14 protein-coding genes are annotated in these 15,015 nt (G+C 74.3%); 7 read left to right on the top strand and 7 right to left on the bottom strand.

Annotated features, from left to right (window positions below; all coding sequences use genetic code 11):
* Window positions 1–10: 10 nt before the first annotated feature.
* Genes ACWDXC_RS06535 through ACWDXC_RS06525 form a run of 3 tightly spaced genes read right to left on the bottom strand, consistent with a single transcriptional unit; the run spans window position 11 to window position 2,020 of the window.
* Entirely contained in the window at window positions 11–733 is a 723-nt protein-coding gene (locus tag ACWDXC_RS06535; protein ID WP_219517975.1) for a metallophosphoesterase family protein, read from the bottom strand.
* Complete coding sequence (locus tag ACWDXC_RS06530) at window positions 726–974, bottom strand: BON domain-containing protein (RefSeq protein ID WP_449978727.1); 249 nt, start codon at window positions 972–974, stop codon at window positions 726–728. The genes ACWDXC_RS06535 and ACWDXC_RS06530 overlap by 8 nt, the downstream gene beginning before the upstream one ends.
* A gap of 44 nt (window positions 975–1,018) precedes the next feature.
* The gene (locus ACWDXC_RS06525) at window positions 1,019–2,020 is read right to left on the bottom strand and encodes a DNA topoisomerase IB (protein WP_364176371.1); all 1,002 of its coding nucleotides are present in this window, start codon (window positions 2,018–2,020) and stop codon (window positions 1,019–1,021) included.
* Between the two features lie 55 nt (window positions 2,021–2,075).
* Between ACWDXC_RS06525 and ACWDXC_RS06520 the strand changes: the two genes are divergently transcribed.
* Genes ACWDXC_RS06520 through ACWDXC_RS06510 form a run of 3 tightly spaced genes read left to right on the top strand, consistent with a single transcriptional unit; the run spans window position 2,076 to window position 5,221 of the window.
* Window positions 2,076–2,333, top strand: a complete 258-nt coding sequence (locus ACWDXC_RS06520; protein ID WP_219517981.1) for a hypothetical protein — start codon at window positions 2,076–2,078, stop codon at window positions 2,331–2,333.
* Window positions 2,334–2,341: 8 nt separating this feature from the next.
* Entirely contained in the window at window positions 2,342–3,349 is a 1,008-nt protein-coding gene (locus ACWDXC_RS06515; RefSeq protein ID WP_449978723.1) for an SDR family oxidoreductase, read from the top strand.
* 45 nt (window positions 3,350–3,394) lie between these two features.
* The gene (locus ACWDXC_RS06510; RefSeq protein WP_449978720.1) at window positions 3,395–5,221 is read left to right on the top strand and encodes a transketolase; all 1,827 of its coding nucleotides are present in this window, start codon (window positions 3,395–3,397) and stop codon (window positions 5,219–5,221) included.
* A gap of 55 nt (window positions 5,222–5,276) precedes the next feature.
* Here ACWDXC_RS06510 and ACWDXC_RS06505 read toward each other — a convergent pair whose 3' ends face one another.
* Both ACWDXC_RS06505 and ACWDXC_RS06500 read right to left on the bottom strand, forming a co-directional pair.
* Entirely contained in the window at window positions 5,277–5,660 is a 384-nt protein-coding gene (locus ACWDXC_RS06505) for a ChaB family protein (RefSeq protein ID WP_219517985.1), read from the bottom strand.
* Window positions 5,661–5,673: 13 nt separating this feature from the next.
* Window positions 5,674–5,955 (bottom strand): hypothetical protein, encoded by a 282-nt coding sequence (locus ACWDXC_RS06500; protein WP_219517986.1) that lies wholly within the window; start codon window positions 5,953–5,955, stop codon window positions 5,674–5,676.
* Between the two features lie 59 nt (window positions 5,956–6,014).
* Here ACWDXC_RS06500 and ACWDXC_RS06495 point away from each other — a divergent pair, with 59 nt between their 5' ends.
* The 3 genes from ACWDXC_RS06495 (at window position 6,015) to ACWDXC_RS06485 (ending at window position 9,854) form a co-directional block, all read left to right on the top strand.
* Window positions 6,015–6,503: a shikimate kinase gene (locus tag ACWDXC_RS06495; protein WP_449978718.1), complete on the top strand. Its 489-nt coding sequence runs from the start codon at window positions 6,015–6,017 to the stop codon at window positions 6,501–6,503.
* 12 nt (window positions 6,504–6,515) lie between these two features.
* On the top strand, window positions 6,516–7,070 hold the full coding sequence (locus ACWDXC_RS06490) for a GNAT family N-acetyltransferase (RefSeq protein WP_449978716.1): 555 nt from the start codon (window positions 6,516–6,518) through the stop codon (window positions 7,068–7,070).
* A 108-nt stretch (window positions 7,071–7,178) separates the two neighbouring features.
* Complete coding sequence (locus tag ACWDXC_RS06485) at window positions 7,179–9,854, top strand: protein kinase domain-containing protein (RefSeq protein WP_449978713.1); 2,676 nt, start codon at window positions 7,179–7,181, stop codon at window positions 9,852–9,854.
* On the opposite strand, the gene ACWDXC_RS06480 is transcribed toward ACWDXC_RS06485, so the two are convergent.
* Window positions 9,820–10,728: a hypothetical protein gene (locus tag ACWDXC_RS06480; protein ID WP_364176352.1), complete on the bottom strand. Its 909-nt coding sequence runs from the start codon at window positions 10,726–10,728 to the stop codon at window positions 9,820–9,822. The two genes, ACWDXC_RS06485 and ACWDXC_RS06480, sit on opposite strands and share 35 nt — an antisense overlap.
* A gap of 110 nt (window positions 10,729–10,838) precedes the next feature.
* Between ACWDXC_RS06480 and ACWDXC_RS06475 the strand changes: the two genes are divergently transcribed.
* Window positions 10,839–11,495 carry a hemerythrin domain-containing protein gene (locus ACWDXC_RS06475; protein ID WP_449978710.1) on the top strand — a complete coding sequence of 219 codons (657 nt, stop codon included), beginning with the start codon at window positions 10,839–10,841 and terminating at the stop codon, window positions 11,493–11,495.
* 1 nt (window position 11,496) lies between these two features.
* On the opposite strand, the gene ACWDXC_RS06470 is transcribed toward ACWDXC_RS06475, so the two are convergent.
* Window positions 11,497–15,015 (bottom strand): BTAD domain-containing putative transcriptional regulator, encoded by a 3,519-nt coding sequence (locus tag ACWDXC_RS06470; RefSeq protein WP_449978707.1) that lies wholly within the window; start codon window positions 15,013–15,015, stop codon window positions 11,497–11,499.

Raw genomic sequence — 15,015 nt, 5'->3', positions numbered from 1 at the left:
GAGCCGCCCCTCAGAAGCCGTTGAGGCAGTAGACCGCGTACGCCCGGCCCAGCACCGGCAGGGCCACGTTGCGGACGCGGATGCCGCCCGGCGTCATGCCCTTCTCGCTGCCCTTGTGCGCATGACCGTGCAGGATGAGGTCGGCCCCGGCCGTGTCGACGGCCTCGGCCAGCAGGTAGCTGCCGAGGAAGGGGTAGATCTCGTGCGGCTCGCCCTCCAGCGTCTCCTTGACGGGCGAGTAGTGCGACAGCACCACGCGCCGGTCGGCCTGGATGTCCTTGAGCGCGCGCTGCCACGCCTCGGCGATGTAGCGGGTGTGCGCCACGAAGTCCTTGATCTCCCGCTCGCCGAACTCGCTGGCGCACTTGCCGGCGAACCCGCCGCCGAAGCCCTTGCCGCCGACCACGCCGAGCCGGACCGGGCCGCAGTCGAGGACCGCGCCGTCGTCGTCGAGCACGATGATCCCGGCGTCACGCAGCTCGCTGGTGATCTCGTGCTGGAGATCGGAGTGGTAGTCGTGGTTGCCGAGCACGGCGACGACGGGCACCGGCAGGTCGCGCAGCTCGTCGGCCACCAGCCTGCCTTCCTCCAGCGTGCCGTGCCGGGTCAGGTCACCGGCGACCATGAGCACGTCGGCGCGTTCCTCGATGCCTTCCAGGCGCTTGCGGTACTGGCCCCGGACGTCCTCGCCCAGGTGGATGTCTCCTACGGCTGCTATGCGCAATTCAGTCAAGACGCTCTACCTCCCCGGGCTCGGTCACCTCGACGACGTTGATCTCGTTGTGCACGTGCAGATCGGGGGCGGCCTCCCTGGCCACCTCGGCGAGCCTGTCGCGCTGTTCGGCGCCGCTCACCTGGCCGCGCAGGAACAGCTGGTCGCCGCGCACGTCGACGTGGATGCCGAGCTCGTGCGTACGACCGTCCTGTGCCATCGCCTCCTGGACGCGGGCCGCGACGTACTGCGGAGCTTCCATGGCTTCCTCCTTACTCTGACGCCGCATGCCCCTGGACGAACAGCTCAAACAGCAACGAGAAGGTCGATGACCGCGCGCTCCACGGTCCCGTGCGTGGCGAGCATGCCGTGGTCGACGTCCGCCCCGAGCTCGGTCAGCGCACCCGCGATCGTCCGGCCGCGCTCGTACGCCTCGATCACGCGCGGATCCACGTACGAGGAGCGGGCGACCGTCGGGGTGTTGCCCAGATACTCCGAGACCTCCCGCATGACCCGGGTGATCGCGCGCTTCCTGGCCGTGGCCGAGTCCGCCTCCTTGGACACCGCGAGGCCGACGGCGGCCAGGACCGTGGCGTGCCAGGTGCGGAAGTCCTTGGCGGTGAAGTCGCCGATGGTGTCGCGCAGGTAGGCGTTGATGTCCTCGCTGCGCACGTCGGCCCAGCCGCCGTCGTCGCGCCGGTAGCGCAGCAGCTCGCCGTCGGCGCGCAGCGCCTTGAGCGACCTGATGACCCGGCAGGCGCCCGCGTCGGCCACCTCCACCTCGCGCGGGATGTCGCCCTTGGCCGGATAGCAGCAGGTCACGGTGTTGCCCGAGCAGGTGACGTGCTCCATCCTGAGCGTGGCCAGGCCGTAGGTGTCGTAACTCTCGCCGCCCACGCGGAAGAAGCCCACGTCCAGCAGCCGCGCCGCGGCGGCCAGCACCCGCTGCCGGGTCAGGCCGCGCCCGGCGAGCTGGTCGTCCACGGTCTTCCTGAAGGCCGGCAGCCGCTCGGCCAGCTCCAGCACCCGGTCGAACTTGGCCTCGTCCTGCTGCCGCCGCCACTCCTCGTGGTAGAGATACTGCCGGCGGCCCGCCGCGTCGGTTCCGGCCGCCTGCAGATGGCCGTGGCCGGAGGCGCAGATCCACACGTCGGTCCAGGCCGGGGGGATGACGAGCGCCTTGATGCGCTCCAGCGTCGCCGGATCGCGCACCGGCTCTCCGTCCGGCCCGTGATAGCTGAAGCCGCGCCCGCGGCGGCGCCGCACGATGCCCGGCTCGTTCTGGTCACTGGGATGCAGCTCCGGCACGCCGGCCCGGCTACCCACGACGTTAGGCGGCAAACGGCACGGGCAGGTGGCCCCCATGACTGAAGACCGGAATTGGCAAGAGACCAGGGACGGCCGCGGCCACGCCATGGTCCCCGCCACGCCGCGCGACGTGGTGCACATCCGGGTGGGCTCGTTCCTCCTGGTGTTCCTGTTCGCCTTCGCCGTGCTCGGCGTCATCGCCCGCGCGCCCGTCATCACCGGGATCGCCGTCGTGTTCGCCGTGGTGGTCGTGATCGACATCGTCATGGCCGTGCGCCGTCAGAAGAACCGCGACACAGGAGAGGCGGGCTGAACTCCCCCATGTCAGCACATCCCCTCCAGGACAAGGTCGTCGTCGTCACCGGCGCCAGCGGCGGCGTCGGCCGCGCGGTCGTGCGCGAGCTCGGCCGCCAGGGCGCCAAGGTGGCGCTGATCGCCCGGGGCACGACCGGGCTCGGCGCCGCCGCCGTGGACGTCGGCGCCGCCGGCGGCGTCGGGCAGGTGTACGAGGCCGACGTCGCCGACTACGACCAGGTACGGCAGGCGGCCGAGCAGGCCGAGGCCGACCTGGGCCCCATCGACGTGTGGATCAACGTCGCCTTCTCCTCGGTGTTCGCCCCGTTCACCGACATCGAACCCGCCGAGTTCGAACGCACCACCGCCGTCACGTACCTGGGCTACGTCTGGGGCACCAGGGTCGCCCTGGACCTGATGCGGCCGCGCGGGCGCGGCGCGATCGTGCAGGCGGGCTCGGCACTCTCCTACCGCGGCATCCCCCTGCAGTCGGCCTACTGCGGAGCCAAGCACGCCATCAAGGGCTTCACCGAATCGGTCCGCACCGAACTGCTGGCCGAGCGGAGCGGCATCCACATCACCATGGTGCAGCTGCCGGCGGTCAACACGCCGCAGTTCGACTGGGTGCTGTCGAAGCTGCGCCGCCACCCCCAGCCCGTTCCCCCGATCTACCAGCCGGAGGTCGTGGCCCGGGGCATCGTGCACGCCGCCGCGCATCCCGAGCGCAAGGAGTACTGGGTGGGCTCCATGACCGTGGCCACGCTGCTGGCCCAGCGGATCGCCCCCGCGCTCGTGGACCGCTACCTGGGCAGGACCGGCGTGGACTCCCAGCAGACCGGCGAGAAGCCGCCCAGCGGCGTGGCCAACCTGTGGGAGCCCGCCGACGAGACGGCCGACTACGGCGCGCACGGCAGCTTCGACAGCAAGAGCCACGGCCGCAGCCCGCAGCTCTGGCTCTCCCGCCACCGCGGGGCCGTGACGGCGCTGGCGGGCGCGGCGGCCGGGGCCGTCCTGCTCCGCCGCGTGCTGCGCTGACCCGCTCGCGAGCCCAGCCGTCCAAGCCGACCAGGAGGTGGCCTGATGGCCGACCTAGATCTTCAGTTCCTCGGGGAGCTGGCGGCGCAGTTGCGGGTCGACTCCGTGCGCGCCGCCGCCGCGGCCGGATCCGGCCACCCCACGTCGTCGATGTCCGCGGCCGACCTGATGGCCGTGCTGTTCGCCGGCCATCTGCGCTACGACTTCGCCGATCCCGCCAACCCGGCCAACGACCATCTGATCTTCTCCAAGGGGCACGCGTCCCCGCTGCTCTACTCGCTGTACAAGGCCGCCGGGGCGATCAGCGACGAGGAGTTGCTGTCGTTCAGGAAGCGCGGCAGCCGCCTGGAGGGCCACCCGACGCCGCGCCTGCCCTGGGTCGAGGTGGCCACCGGCTCCCTCGGCCAGGGGCTGCCCGTGGGCGTGGGCGTGGCCCTGGCCGGGCGGCTGGAACGCATGCCGTACCAGGTGTGGGTGCTCTGCGGCGACAGCGAGCTCGCCGAGGGCTCGGTGTGGGAGGCCGCCGAGCACGCCGGTGCCGAGGGCCTGTCGAACCTCACGCTCGTCGTGGACGTGAACCGGCTCGGCCAGCGCGGCCCCACCCGGCACGGCTGGGACCTGGGCGCGTACGCGCGGCGGTTCGGCGCGTTCGGCTGGCACACCGTCGAGGTGGACGGGCACGATCCCGGGCAGATCGACTACGCGCTCGGCGACGCCCGCAGCACCCGCAGGCGGCCCACCGTGATCCTGGCCAAGACGCGCAAGGGCGAGGGCGTCCTGGAGGTCGAGAACCGCGAGGGCGCGCACGGCAAGGCGCTCAAGGAGCCGGACCTGGCGGTCGAGGAGCTGGGCGGCCGGCGCGACCTGCGCGTCGAGGTGCGCAAGCCGGACAACGGGGGCGACCCGTACCGCTTCCCCGACGGCGAGCTGCGGCTGCCCGAGTACGAGCTCGGCGCGCGGGTCGCCACCAGGACGGCGTACGGCGAGGCGCTGGCGGCGCTCGGCGCGGCGCGCGGCGACGTGGTCGCGCTCGACGGCGAGGTGGCCGACTCGACCAAGGCCGAGGCGTTCGCCCAGGCGTTCCCCGAGCGGTTCTTCGAGATGTACATCGCCGAGCAGCAGCTCGTCGCCGCCGCCGAGGGTCTGCGCATCCGCGGCTGGATCCCGTACGCGGCCACCTTCGCCGCCTTCCTGACCCGCGCCCACGACTTCATCCGGATGGCCGGGGTGTCCCAGTCGTCGATCCGGCTGGTCGGCTCGCATGCCGGCGTGTCGATCGGCGAGGACGGGCCGTCCCAGATGGGGCTGGAGGATCTGGCCATGATGCGCGCCGTCTACGGCAGCACCGTGCTCTACCCGTGCGACGCCAACCAGACGGCGGCGCTGACGGCCGAGATGGCGGACCTGTTCGGCGTCGCCTACCTGCGCACCACGCGGGGGGACACGCCGGTCGTCTACCCGCCCGGCGAGCGGTTCCCCGTGGGCGGCTCCCGCGTGCTGCGCCACTCCCCCGCCGACCGGGCCACGATCGTGGCGGCGGGCATCACCGTGCACGAGGCCCTGGCCGCGCACGAGACGCTGGCCGGCGAGGGCATCCACGTGGGCGTGATCGACATGTACTCGGTCAAGCCGGTCGACGCCGCCGCCCTGGTCGAGGCGGCCACCACGACCGGCAACCTGATCACCGTCGAGGACCACCGGCCCGAGGGCGGGCTCGGCGACGCCGTCCTGGACGCGGTCAGCGAGCTCGGCCCGCGCGTCGTCAAGCTCGCCGTCCACGGCCTGCCCGGCTCGGCGACCCCGCAGGAACAGCTCGCCGACGCCCGCATCGACCGTGACGCCATCATCGCGGCGGTCAAACGGCTCATCTGAGGCACACGCGAGAAGACCTCCACCCGGGCTCCGGGTGGAGGTCTTCTTCCTGCGGTCAGCGGGACTTGGCCGTGGCGCGCCGGTTGGCCTTCTTGATGGCGTCCACCAGCTCGGTCTTCTTCATCTTCGACCGGCCCTTGATCCCCAGCCTCGACGCCACCCCCTGCAGGTGATCCTTGCTGGCGTTGGCGTCGACGCCCTCGGCCGTGCGTCCGGACCGGTCCGTGGCCCCCTTGTCGGAAGGCCCCTTCTTCGCCTTCGGCTCCCAGTGGTCGCCGACCTTCTCGAAGGAGTGCTTCAGCGCCGCGAAGGCCGTCATGTGGGCGCGCCGGCCCTCGCCGTACTCCTCGACGGCCGAGTCGTGCGCCTTCATCCACGTGTCCTGCGCCTTTTTGGGCGAACGGCGGATGGTCTGCGGCAGTTCCTGACTGGCTGGCATGTGGCTTCACCTCCTACAGCGGCGGCTCGTCATGGTGCCGACGCTCCTCGTACACCGTGGTCCTGCGTGCCTCGGGCTCCTCGTAGATCTCGTGCCTGTGGACAGGCTGTTCGATCGGGCCCACGGCCCTGCGGGTCACGCTGATCCGGTAGATGCCGAAACCCAGCCCGACCAGCCCACCCAGCATGATGATGACGCCGACGATGTTGATGTCGAGACCGGCGAGGTCGAATTCGACGGCCCAGGTGAGGATCGCACCGAGCATGATGAGGATGATGCTTCCGGCGATGGTCATTTGCTTTACCTCCTTGGCACGAGAGAACCTCTATCCATATGTGGAAAAACAAACCAATCGTGGTGATCGGGCTGATGGGCAGCGGTAAGACGACCGCTGGCCGGCTCCTCGCGGAGTCCCTCGGGCTGCCCTTCAGCGACAGTGATCCGTTCCTGCAAGAGCGTTACGGGCTCAGCGCGGCCCAGATCGCCGCGCGTGACGGCGCCGACGTGCTGCACCGGCGCGAGGCCGAGCACGTGCTGCACGAGCTCGCCGACGGGCCCAAGGTGATCGCCGCGGCGGCGAGCACGCTGGAGAGCCCCGAGGTGCGGGCCGCGCTGCGCGACGCCCTGGTCGTCTGGCTCGACGCCGACGACGAGGTGCTGACGCAGCGGATGCGCTCCGGCGACCACCGGCCCGACTTCTCCCCCGCGGCGATGCGGGCCAGGCGCGAGCGCTTCTTCACCGAGGTGACGGACCTGAAGTACGACGTGGGGGCGTTGCGGCCGGAGGAGGTGCTGGCGGCGGTCCGCCGCGATATCGGCTTGCCCCCCGCCGAACAGGGCTGATAGCCATGGGCGATGTTCTCTGACAAACCTGTGCTGGTGGGCTCCCGCGTGACGCTGCGGCCGGTCGGCCCCGAACACGCCGAGGGCCTGTTCGAGCTGGTGTCCGACGCCGAGGTGCGGCGGCTCACCGGCTCGCACGGGGAGATCGACCTGGAGGCCGCCCGCCGCTGGTGCGCCACCCGGGCCGACCACGACGACCGCCTCGACCTGGCCATCATGGCCGGCGACAGCTACGTGGGCGAGGTGGTGCTCAACGAGCTCGACCCGGCCAACCTGTCGTGCAACCTGCGGATCGCGCTGCTCGGCTCGCGGGTGTTCGGCAAGGGCTACGGCACCGAGGCGATCGAGCTGGTGCTCGGCCACGCGTTCACCAGGACGCCGCTGCACCGCGTCAGCCTGTGGGTGCACACCTTCAACGAGCGGGCCAGGCACGTGTACGAGAAGGCCGGGTTCGTGGAGGAAGGCGTGCTCCGCGACGCGCTCCACTGGGACGGCGCCTGGCACGACTCGGTCATCATGTCCGTGCTGCGGCCGGAATGGCTGGCAGGATCCCGGAGCCTGCAATAATGATCATGACCACGGGCTCCCCGAGGCGCGCGGGGAGCCCGTGGTGTCCTGGCACCAGGCGCAACCAAACGCCGCGGTCGCGCATCTAAGCCTTCGATGATGCGCTCGGTGCCCGGTGACCCCGACAGGCTTGGCGGCTACTGGCCGGCAGGCAGGCTCAGCGCGTCCCGGCGCGGCGTCGTCTACGACGCCTACGACGACGAGGGGCGCAGGTTCGCGGTCCTGGTGCCGCGCGGCGCGCTCCCCCCGATCCGGCCGGTCGCCCACCCGTGCCTGGCCGAGGTGGTCGAGGTCCGGCCCGACGCCGCGCCCGCCTACCTGGTCACCGCCTTCGCCGACGGTCCCTCCCTGCGCGAGGCCGTCGAACGCCACGGCCCCTACTCCGGCGACGAGCTCCTCACGCTCGCGTCCGCGGTCGCCGCCGCGCTGGCCGCCCTGCACGAGACAGGCGTCGCCCACCAGGACTTACGGCCCGAGAAAGTGCTGCTGAGCGCCGACGGCCCCAAGGTCGTCGGCATCGGCGGGCCCGGCGCCGTCGCCGGCACCCGCACCTACATGGCGCCCGAGGTCTTCACCGGCGAGCCCGCCGGGCCGCAGGGCGACGTGTTCGCCTGGGGCGCCCTCGTCCTCTACGCGGCCACCGGGCGCGACCCCTTCAGCGGCGCCAGCCTGGGCGAGGTCATGCACCGGCTGCTGTCCGCCGACCCCGACCTGACCGTGCTGCCCGGCACGCTGCGGCCCCTCGTCGGCCGCGCCCTCGCCAAGGACCCCGCCGCCCGCCCGCCCGCCGCCGACCTGCCCGGCCCGCCGCCCGGCGGCCCCGCCGTCGTCCCGGCCCCCGGACTCACCGGCCCGCCGCCGCTCGGCGAGGTGGCCGAGCAGGTGTACGCCACGCTGACCGGCCCGCAACGCGCCGAGCTGCCGGGGCTGCTGCTGACGCTGCTCGAAGGCGGCCCGGCCCACGACGAGCACGGCACCCTGGCCCGCCTGGAGGAGGCCGGGCTGCTGGTGCGGCCCAGCCTGCGTGTCCCCCCGGTGGAGACGCCCGCGGGCACCCTGGTGGCGATCGGCGGCCACGGCATCGTCCCCGCCAGCGCCGCCCTCTACCGCGCCTGGCCCCGCCTCCGCACCTGGACCGCCCTCCACCCCGGCACCGGCCACTCTGCCCCCGACCACCCCACTTCCGAGGACACCCCCGCGACCGTCCACCTTCCGGCGGCCACCCTTGCGGACGAGCTCCCTCTCACGGATTCCCCTGCGGGCGACCTCCCCGACGCGGCCTCCTCCAAGGGTGGGCTCCCTCTGGCGGCCTCCCCTGCGGGCGAGCTCCCTCACGCGGCATCCCCCACGGGCGGCCTACGTGGGCGGCTCTCTGGGGGTGACCGTCGTGAGCAGCCGCCGGCGGCCCCCTCTGCGGGCGCTCGGCGTTCGGGGCCCGCGCCCGAAGCCGGAGGCCAGGTGCGGCGGTTCCGTCCGCCCAGGCGCTCCCACGGCCCCGGGGCCCGGTGGCGGCGGCGGAGCGGGGTGGCGGCGCTGGCGGCGGCCGTGGCGCTGCTGGGCGTGGCCGTGGTGACCGTCAAGGAGCAGCCCGAGCAGGTCAGCCGGGACAACGCGCGCCTGGTGGCCGCCAGGGCGGAGGCGCTGCGCACCGAGGACCCGCAGACGGCGATGCGGCTCAGCGTCGCGGCATGGCGGCTGGCGCCGGTGCGCGAGGCGCGGGCGGCGTTGCAGGCGTCGCTGTCGCAGGAGGAGCTGGGCGTGTTCACCGACCCGGTGCCCACCCGGGGCGCGCGTTACCGGCTGAGCGGCGACAGCCTGGTGCGGTGGGAGGGTGACGCGGTCACCGCGTGGGACGTCCCGACCGGCCGCCGCCTGGCGACCCACCCGCTGCCCCCGGCCACGACGGGCGTGAGCGACGACGGCCGCTACGCCGAGACGGCGGGCGGCACCCCGGTGGCGGTGGCGACGGGGGCGCAGACGGATGCCGCGTTCCTGGTCAGCGTGGGCGGCCGGACGGAGCTCTTCTCGGGCGGCGAGCGGCTGCTGGAGGTGGCGGGCGGCCGGGTGGCGCTCTCGCCCGACGGCCGCCGGGCGGCCGTTTCGAGGCCGGACGGCCGGGTGGAGCTGTGGGACGTGCCGAGGCGCGCGCTGACGCGGGCGATCCGCGTCGCTCCAGAGGAGGGCGCGGCGCCGCTGGCGTTCAGCCCGGACGGCCGCCTGCTGGCGGTCGCTGGCGCGAAGACGTTCCTGATCGGCGCGTCCACCACCCGAGCGCTGACCCCCACCTCCGACGCCCCCACCTCCGAGCCCCCCGCCCCCGCCGAAACCGCATCCGAGGACACCGCCCCCGCCGAAGCCCCGCCCGAGGACGCCACGCACGCCACAGCCCCGTCCGAGGACGCCGCCCCCGACGAAACCGCATCCGAGGACACCGCCCCCGACGACGCCGCGTCCGGGGAGCCCTCCGGGCCGCCCGTGTTCAGCCCCGACGGCCGGTTGCTGGCGGTGGCGAGCGGCGACGCCGTGCGGCTGTGGCGGGTCGGCGACGGGCGGCTGCTGAAGTCGGTCGCCCTGCAGTCCCCCGGCCACTCCTACACGTTCTCGGCCGACGGCCGCGCCCTGCACTACCTGAGCGGCCCCGGCACCGTGATCTCGCTCGACGTCCAGGAGACCGGCGAGGCGCGGGCCGACGCGGTGCGGGAGGTGTGCGCCAAGGCCGGCGGGCTGAGCGAGGCCGAGTGGCGCAGGCTCATCCCGGAGACCGGCTACCGGCAGGTGTGCTGAGCGCGTGCCCGCAGCGGCGGGCCGGCCTGGTGCCGCCTGCGGTGAAGTCCGGGTCGAGCTCCACGTCCGTGAGGATGGTGCCCTCGACGGGCCGCCGCACCGTGGTCATCCGGCCGCAGTCGTAGAACACGTACGACCCGGCGTCCTGTCCGAGGACGAGCCACCGTTCGCGGGAGACCGGCTTGCCGTCGCCGTCGCGTACGGCGGCCCACTGGTTGGGGAACCCGGCGAGCTGGAGCACGAGGTTGCCGTTGCCGTTGGCGTGGATGTCCTCGGCGCCGTCGGTCATCCAGCCGACGAGCACGAACCCGAGCCCGATGCCGACGAACGCGCTGGTCAGCACCCGCATCCCGGCCCGTCCGGCGGGCCGGGCGCGCAGCAGCCGGTACGGGACGAGAAAGCCGAGGAGTGCGACGGCCACGACGGTGACCAGCACCGGCGTGCCGGTGACCTCCAGGCCGCTGAGCAGCCCCCAGTAGGCGCAGCCCGACAGCAGGGCGGCCACGGCGGCGGCCAGCCAGGGCTTCTCCCGGGCCCAGGCGATGGCCCGGCCCGCCGCCCCGCGCGTCACCCGGTCGAACAGCCACGCGACGCCCACCACCAGCCCGGCGAGCGGCAGCAGCGCCAGGAACAGCACGACGAGCGTGGTGACGAGGCGGCCCAGTATGCCCGCCTGGTCGAGCCCGGCCTGTTCGGGGGTGATGCCGAAGGTGTCGTAGACGCTCTCGAAGCCCATGTACAGCAGCGCGTACAGCCCGACGGCCACGGGCACGACGACGGTGCCGAGCTTGTCGAACAGGTCCAGCACGCTGCCCCGGTCCACCGGCTCCGCTCCGGTGCGCTCCTCGGTGGGCAGCACCGTTTGATGACTCATGTGACGGCAGTGTGGCTTGTGAATGTTGATAACGGATCGACGGGAGATAACCGATTGGGCGGCAAGCCGGCGACCAGAGGGCGGCAAGAGGCGGCGCGCATGCTTCCGGCATGAGCACCGTGAAGCTGAGCACCGTGAAGATCCCGGCGGTCGCGCCCCGCCGGCCGGACGAGCGCGAGCCCGACCTCACCTCGATGTACGTCATCCACCGCGCCATGCTCGCCGACCTGCGCCGCCTCGTCGCGGCCTGCGCCCGGGGAGGGCGGGACGGCCCGGTACGCGCCTACACGGCGGCGCTCCTGACCGAGGTCGACCACCATCACGCGAACGAGGACGACCTGCTGTGGCCAGTCATCGAGCGCACCGCGGGCCATGCCGTGGACCTGTCCCCGTACACCGACGACCACCAGGCGCTCGGCCCGGTCCTGGACCGGTGCCGGGCGGCGCTGGACCGGGACCTCGCGGCGCTAGGGCACGCCCTGACCGAGCTGCTGGAGCTGCTCGACGACCACATCGCGGAGGAGGAGTCGGAGCTGTTCCCGATCATCTTCCGGTTCGTCCCGTACGAGGCGTACGCGTGGGTGGAGAAGCAGGTCGGCAAGCGGGCCACGCCGCGTCAGCTGATGTTCACGGCGCCGTGGCTGCTGCGGTACGCCACACCGGAGGAGGGCGCGCGGCTGCTCACGGCGGCGAGTCCGCCGCTGCGCCTGCTCGTCCCCGCGCTCAGGCGCCGGTACGCGCGCCGCGAGATGCGGACGTTCGGCTGAGTCAGGCGAGCGCCGTGCGGGCCGCCTCGCGCCAGGCGGCGACGCCGGCCCGTTCCGCCACCTCCAGGGCCTGCCGGTAATGGGGCTCGGCAGGGCGTCCCAGGTAGGCGGCGAGGTCGCCGAGCACCTGGGCGGTGGGCCAGACGGCCAGGTAGCCGGTGCCGCCGACCGGCTGCCCGGCGTACGGCAGCAGCTCCTCGTACGCGCAGGCCGCCCGCGCCCGGTCGTCCAGCGCCACCCCGAGCAGGCCGCGCACGGCGGTGAGCAGGTGCCAGAAGTAGTCGCGCCGCAGCGGCCCGGCCGGGACGGGCACCAGCGCCCGCGCCTCGGCGGCCCGCCCGGCATGGCAGAGCGCCAGCGCGTACAGCTCGGCCGTCTGGTCCCGCCACGGCTCGTAGGCGGCGAGCGGCTCCAGCCGTGGCAGCAGCGGCGTCAGGTCGCCGCGCAGCAGCCGCATCCCGTACAGGCCGAGCGCGAGCAGCCCGGTCTCGTGCTGCCACATGCCGAGCCGCCCGGCCAGCTCGGCGGCGGCGCGGTAGCGGGCCTCGGCCTCCACGTCGTCACCGGCCAGCACCGCGCGGAGGCCGTCGTAGAAGCCGGTGACGACCAGGGTCAGCGGCAGGTCGTACCGGGTGGCGAGGTCGCGGGCGGCCGAGGCGTGCGCGTCGGCGGCGGCGAAGTCGGCCTCGCCCGTGGCCGCCTGCATGAGCATGAGCCGGGCCAGCGCCTCGACGGTCACGTCCGAGCCGGACAGGGCGAGCAGTTCGGTCCCGATCGCCTTGCGCTCGGCCAGGCCGTCGTAGCGGAACGACTGATGGAAGCGGCCGTTGAGCGCGAGCACCAGCAGCGGGCGGTCGCCCAGGCGGCGGGCCATCGCGACCGCCTCGCGGGAGGCCAGGTAGCCGCGTTCGGTCGGCTCGCCTTCGAGCTCGAAGCCCAGCGTGGTGAGCAGCCGGCAGCGGGTGCGGCTGTCGCCCGGCGGCAGCGTGGCCAGCGCCGCCTCCACGGCGTCGATGAGCGCGGTGTCGAGGCCGCCGTACTCGCGGTTGCTCCAGAACGTCGGCACGTCGAACGAGACGATCACCCGAGCGAGCAGGGCCGGGTCGCCGAGCGGGAGCGCGTCGCGGACGGCCCGCTCGCGGTGCGCGCGGGCGGCGACGAGCCTGCCGGAGTTGGCCAGCGACGAGACGAGGCCGAGCGTGAGCTCCAGGCGTTCGCGGGGGTCGCCGGTGAAGGCGTCGAGCGCCTGCTGCCACAGCGCGGCCGCCTCCTGGTGCGCGAAGCGGCGTCCGGCCTGCTCGGCGGCCAGCCGGGAGTAGCGCACCGCCTTGGCCGGGTCCGCGCCGCCCGCCGTGTAGTGGTGGGCGAGCGCGGCCACGTCGCCCGGGTCGTGCTCCTCGATGGCCCGCGCCACCCGCCGGTGCATCCTGGCCCGCCTGATCCGGGACAGGTCGTCGTACAGCGTGTCGCGGATGAGCGCGTGCGCGAACCGCAGGCGGCCCGCCCGGGGCTCGGTCAGCAGGCCCGTGACCAGCCCGGCCTCGACGGCGTCGAGCACGCTCTCCTCGTCCGCGCCGCTGACGGCGGCCAGCACGTCCACGTCGCTCTCCCGGCCGATGACCGCGCCGTGCCGCAGGATCGTCGCCGCCTGCGCGGGCAGCCGGGCGACGCGGCGGCGCAGCACCTCCCGCACCCCCGCCGGGATCGCCGCCGGGCCCTCGGCGTCGAGCAGGCGCGCGGTCTCGCGGACGAAGAACGGGTTCCCGCCGGTCCGCTCGGCGATCTCCGCCACCGTGCCGGGCGGGGCCGGGCGGCCCGTGGTGGCGCGGATCAGCTCGGCCACCTCGCCGGCGGCCAGGCCGCCGAGCTCGATCCTGGCGGGCCCGTGCGCGGCCAGCGCCGCCAGCGCGTCCGCCAGCGGCTCGCTGGGCTCGGTGTGCCGGTACGAGCCGACCACCAGCACCGGCAGCCCGGCGGTCTCCTCCACCACGTGTACGAGGATCGCCAGGGTCTCGGCGTCGGCCCGATGCAGGTCGTCCAGGACGAGCAGCAGCGGCTCCCCCACGCCCGACACGAACGCGCTCACCGCCCGGCGCAACCGGAACCTCGCCGTGGCCACGTCGCCCCGCACCGGCGCGTCGAGCAGCAGCGGCGCCAGCGGCGCGGCGTCGGCGGGCGGGAAGCGGGCGGCCAGCTCGCGCAGCAGCTCCGCCCACGCCCACCCGGCGGGCGCCCCCTCGTGCTCCGGGCACCGCCCCCACGCGGCCACCCACCCGGCGCCCGCCAGCCTCGCGCGCACCTGCTCCATGAACGCCGTCTTCCCCACCCCCGGCTCCCCGCTCACCAACACCACCCCACCCCGAGCCTCCCCACCCCCGGCGGCCGCCCCCACACCCCCGGGAGCAGCCGGAACCCCCGGAGCGGGCGAAATCCCCGGGGCAGCCGAAGCGCCGCCCGAAACGGCCGACGCGGCCGGCGCAGGCGGAACCGCCGGAGCGGCCGGGCCCCCCGAAGGCCCCGGAACGGCCGGTCCGGCCGGAACCCCCGAAGCACCGCCCGGCACGCCCGGAACCGCCGAATCGGCCGACGCAGGCGGGACCGCCGGGGTGGCCGGGAATCCCGAAGGTCCCGCCGCACCGCCGGCCGGCGAGGTTCCCAGGGTGGGTGGGTAGCTCGGGTGGGTGGTGAGGGTGAGGACGGTGGTCAGTTCGGCGTGGCGGCCTATGTACGGGCCGGCGGGGGCCGAGGGGGCGGAGGGTCGGGCGGGAGGCGGGGCAGGGTCGCTGAGGTGGGGGGCTTGGGCGAGGATGTCCTGTTCGAGGCGCCGCAGTTCGGGCCCGGGGTCGACGCCGAGTTCGTCGGCCAGGACGGCGCGGGCGCGGCGGATCGCGCCGAGGGCGTCGCCCTGGCGCCCGCACCGGTAGAGGGCCCGGGCCAGCAGCGCCCAGGCGCCTTCGCGCAGCGGGTGCTCGCCGGCCAGCCGTTCCAGGTCGGGGATGACGCGGGCCGCCCCGCCGAGCCGCAGGACGGCGCCGGCGTGCCGTTCCCTGGCGGTCAGCCGCAGCTCCTCCAGCCGGGCGGCCTCCGCGTCGGCCCAGTGGGAGCCCGCGAACTCCTGGTAGGCGGACCCGTGCCACAGCGCGAGCGCCTCGGCGAGCGGTTCGGGCCCGGCCTCCGGGTCGCCGACGAGGGCTTCGAACCGCCAGGCGTCGACCGCTTCGGCGGGGAGCCGCAGCGCGTAGCCGGGGGGCTGCGTGACGAGCACCTGGGCCGGGGAGCGGGGCGGGCGGCCGGGTTCGAGGGCCCGGCGCAGGTTGGACACGTACGACTGGACGGCGGCGAGCGCCTTGGGCGGCGCCTCCTCGGCGTAGAGGTCGTCGATGAGCCGTTCGACCGGCACCACCTGGCCGCCCGCCGCGAGCAGGCGGCCGAGCACCGAGCGCTGCCGGGGCCTGCCCAGCGTGACCGGCTCGCCGCCGAGGCGGGCGGCGAGCGGTCCCAGGACCTGGAATGTCAGCAC

Source organism: Nonomuraea sp. NPDC003214 (assembly GCF_053590035.1).
The sequence above is the reverse complement of the archived record's forward strand: the minus strand, read 5'-3'. Positions and strand labels throughout refer to the sequence as shown.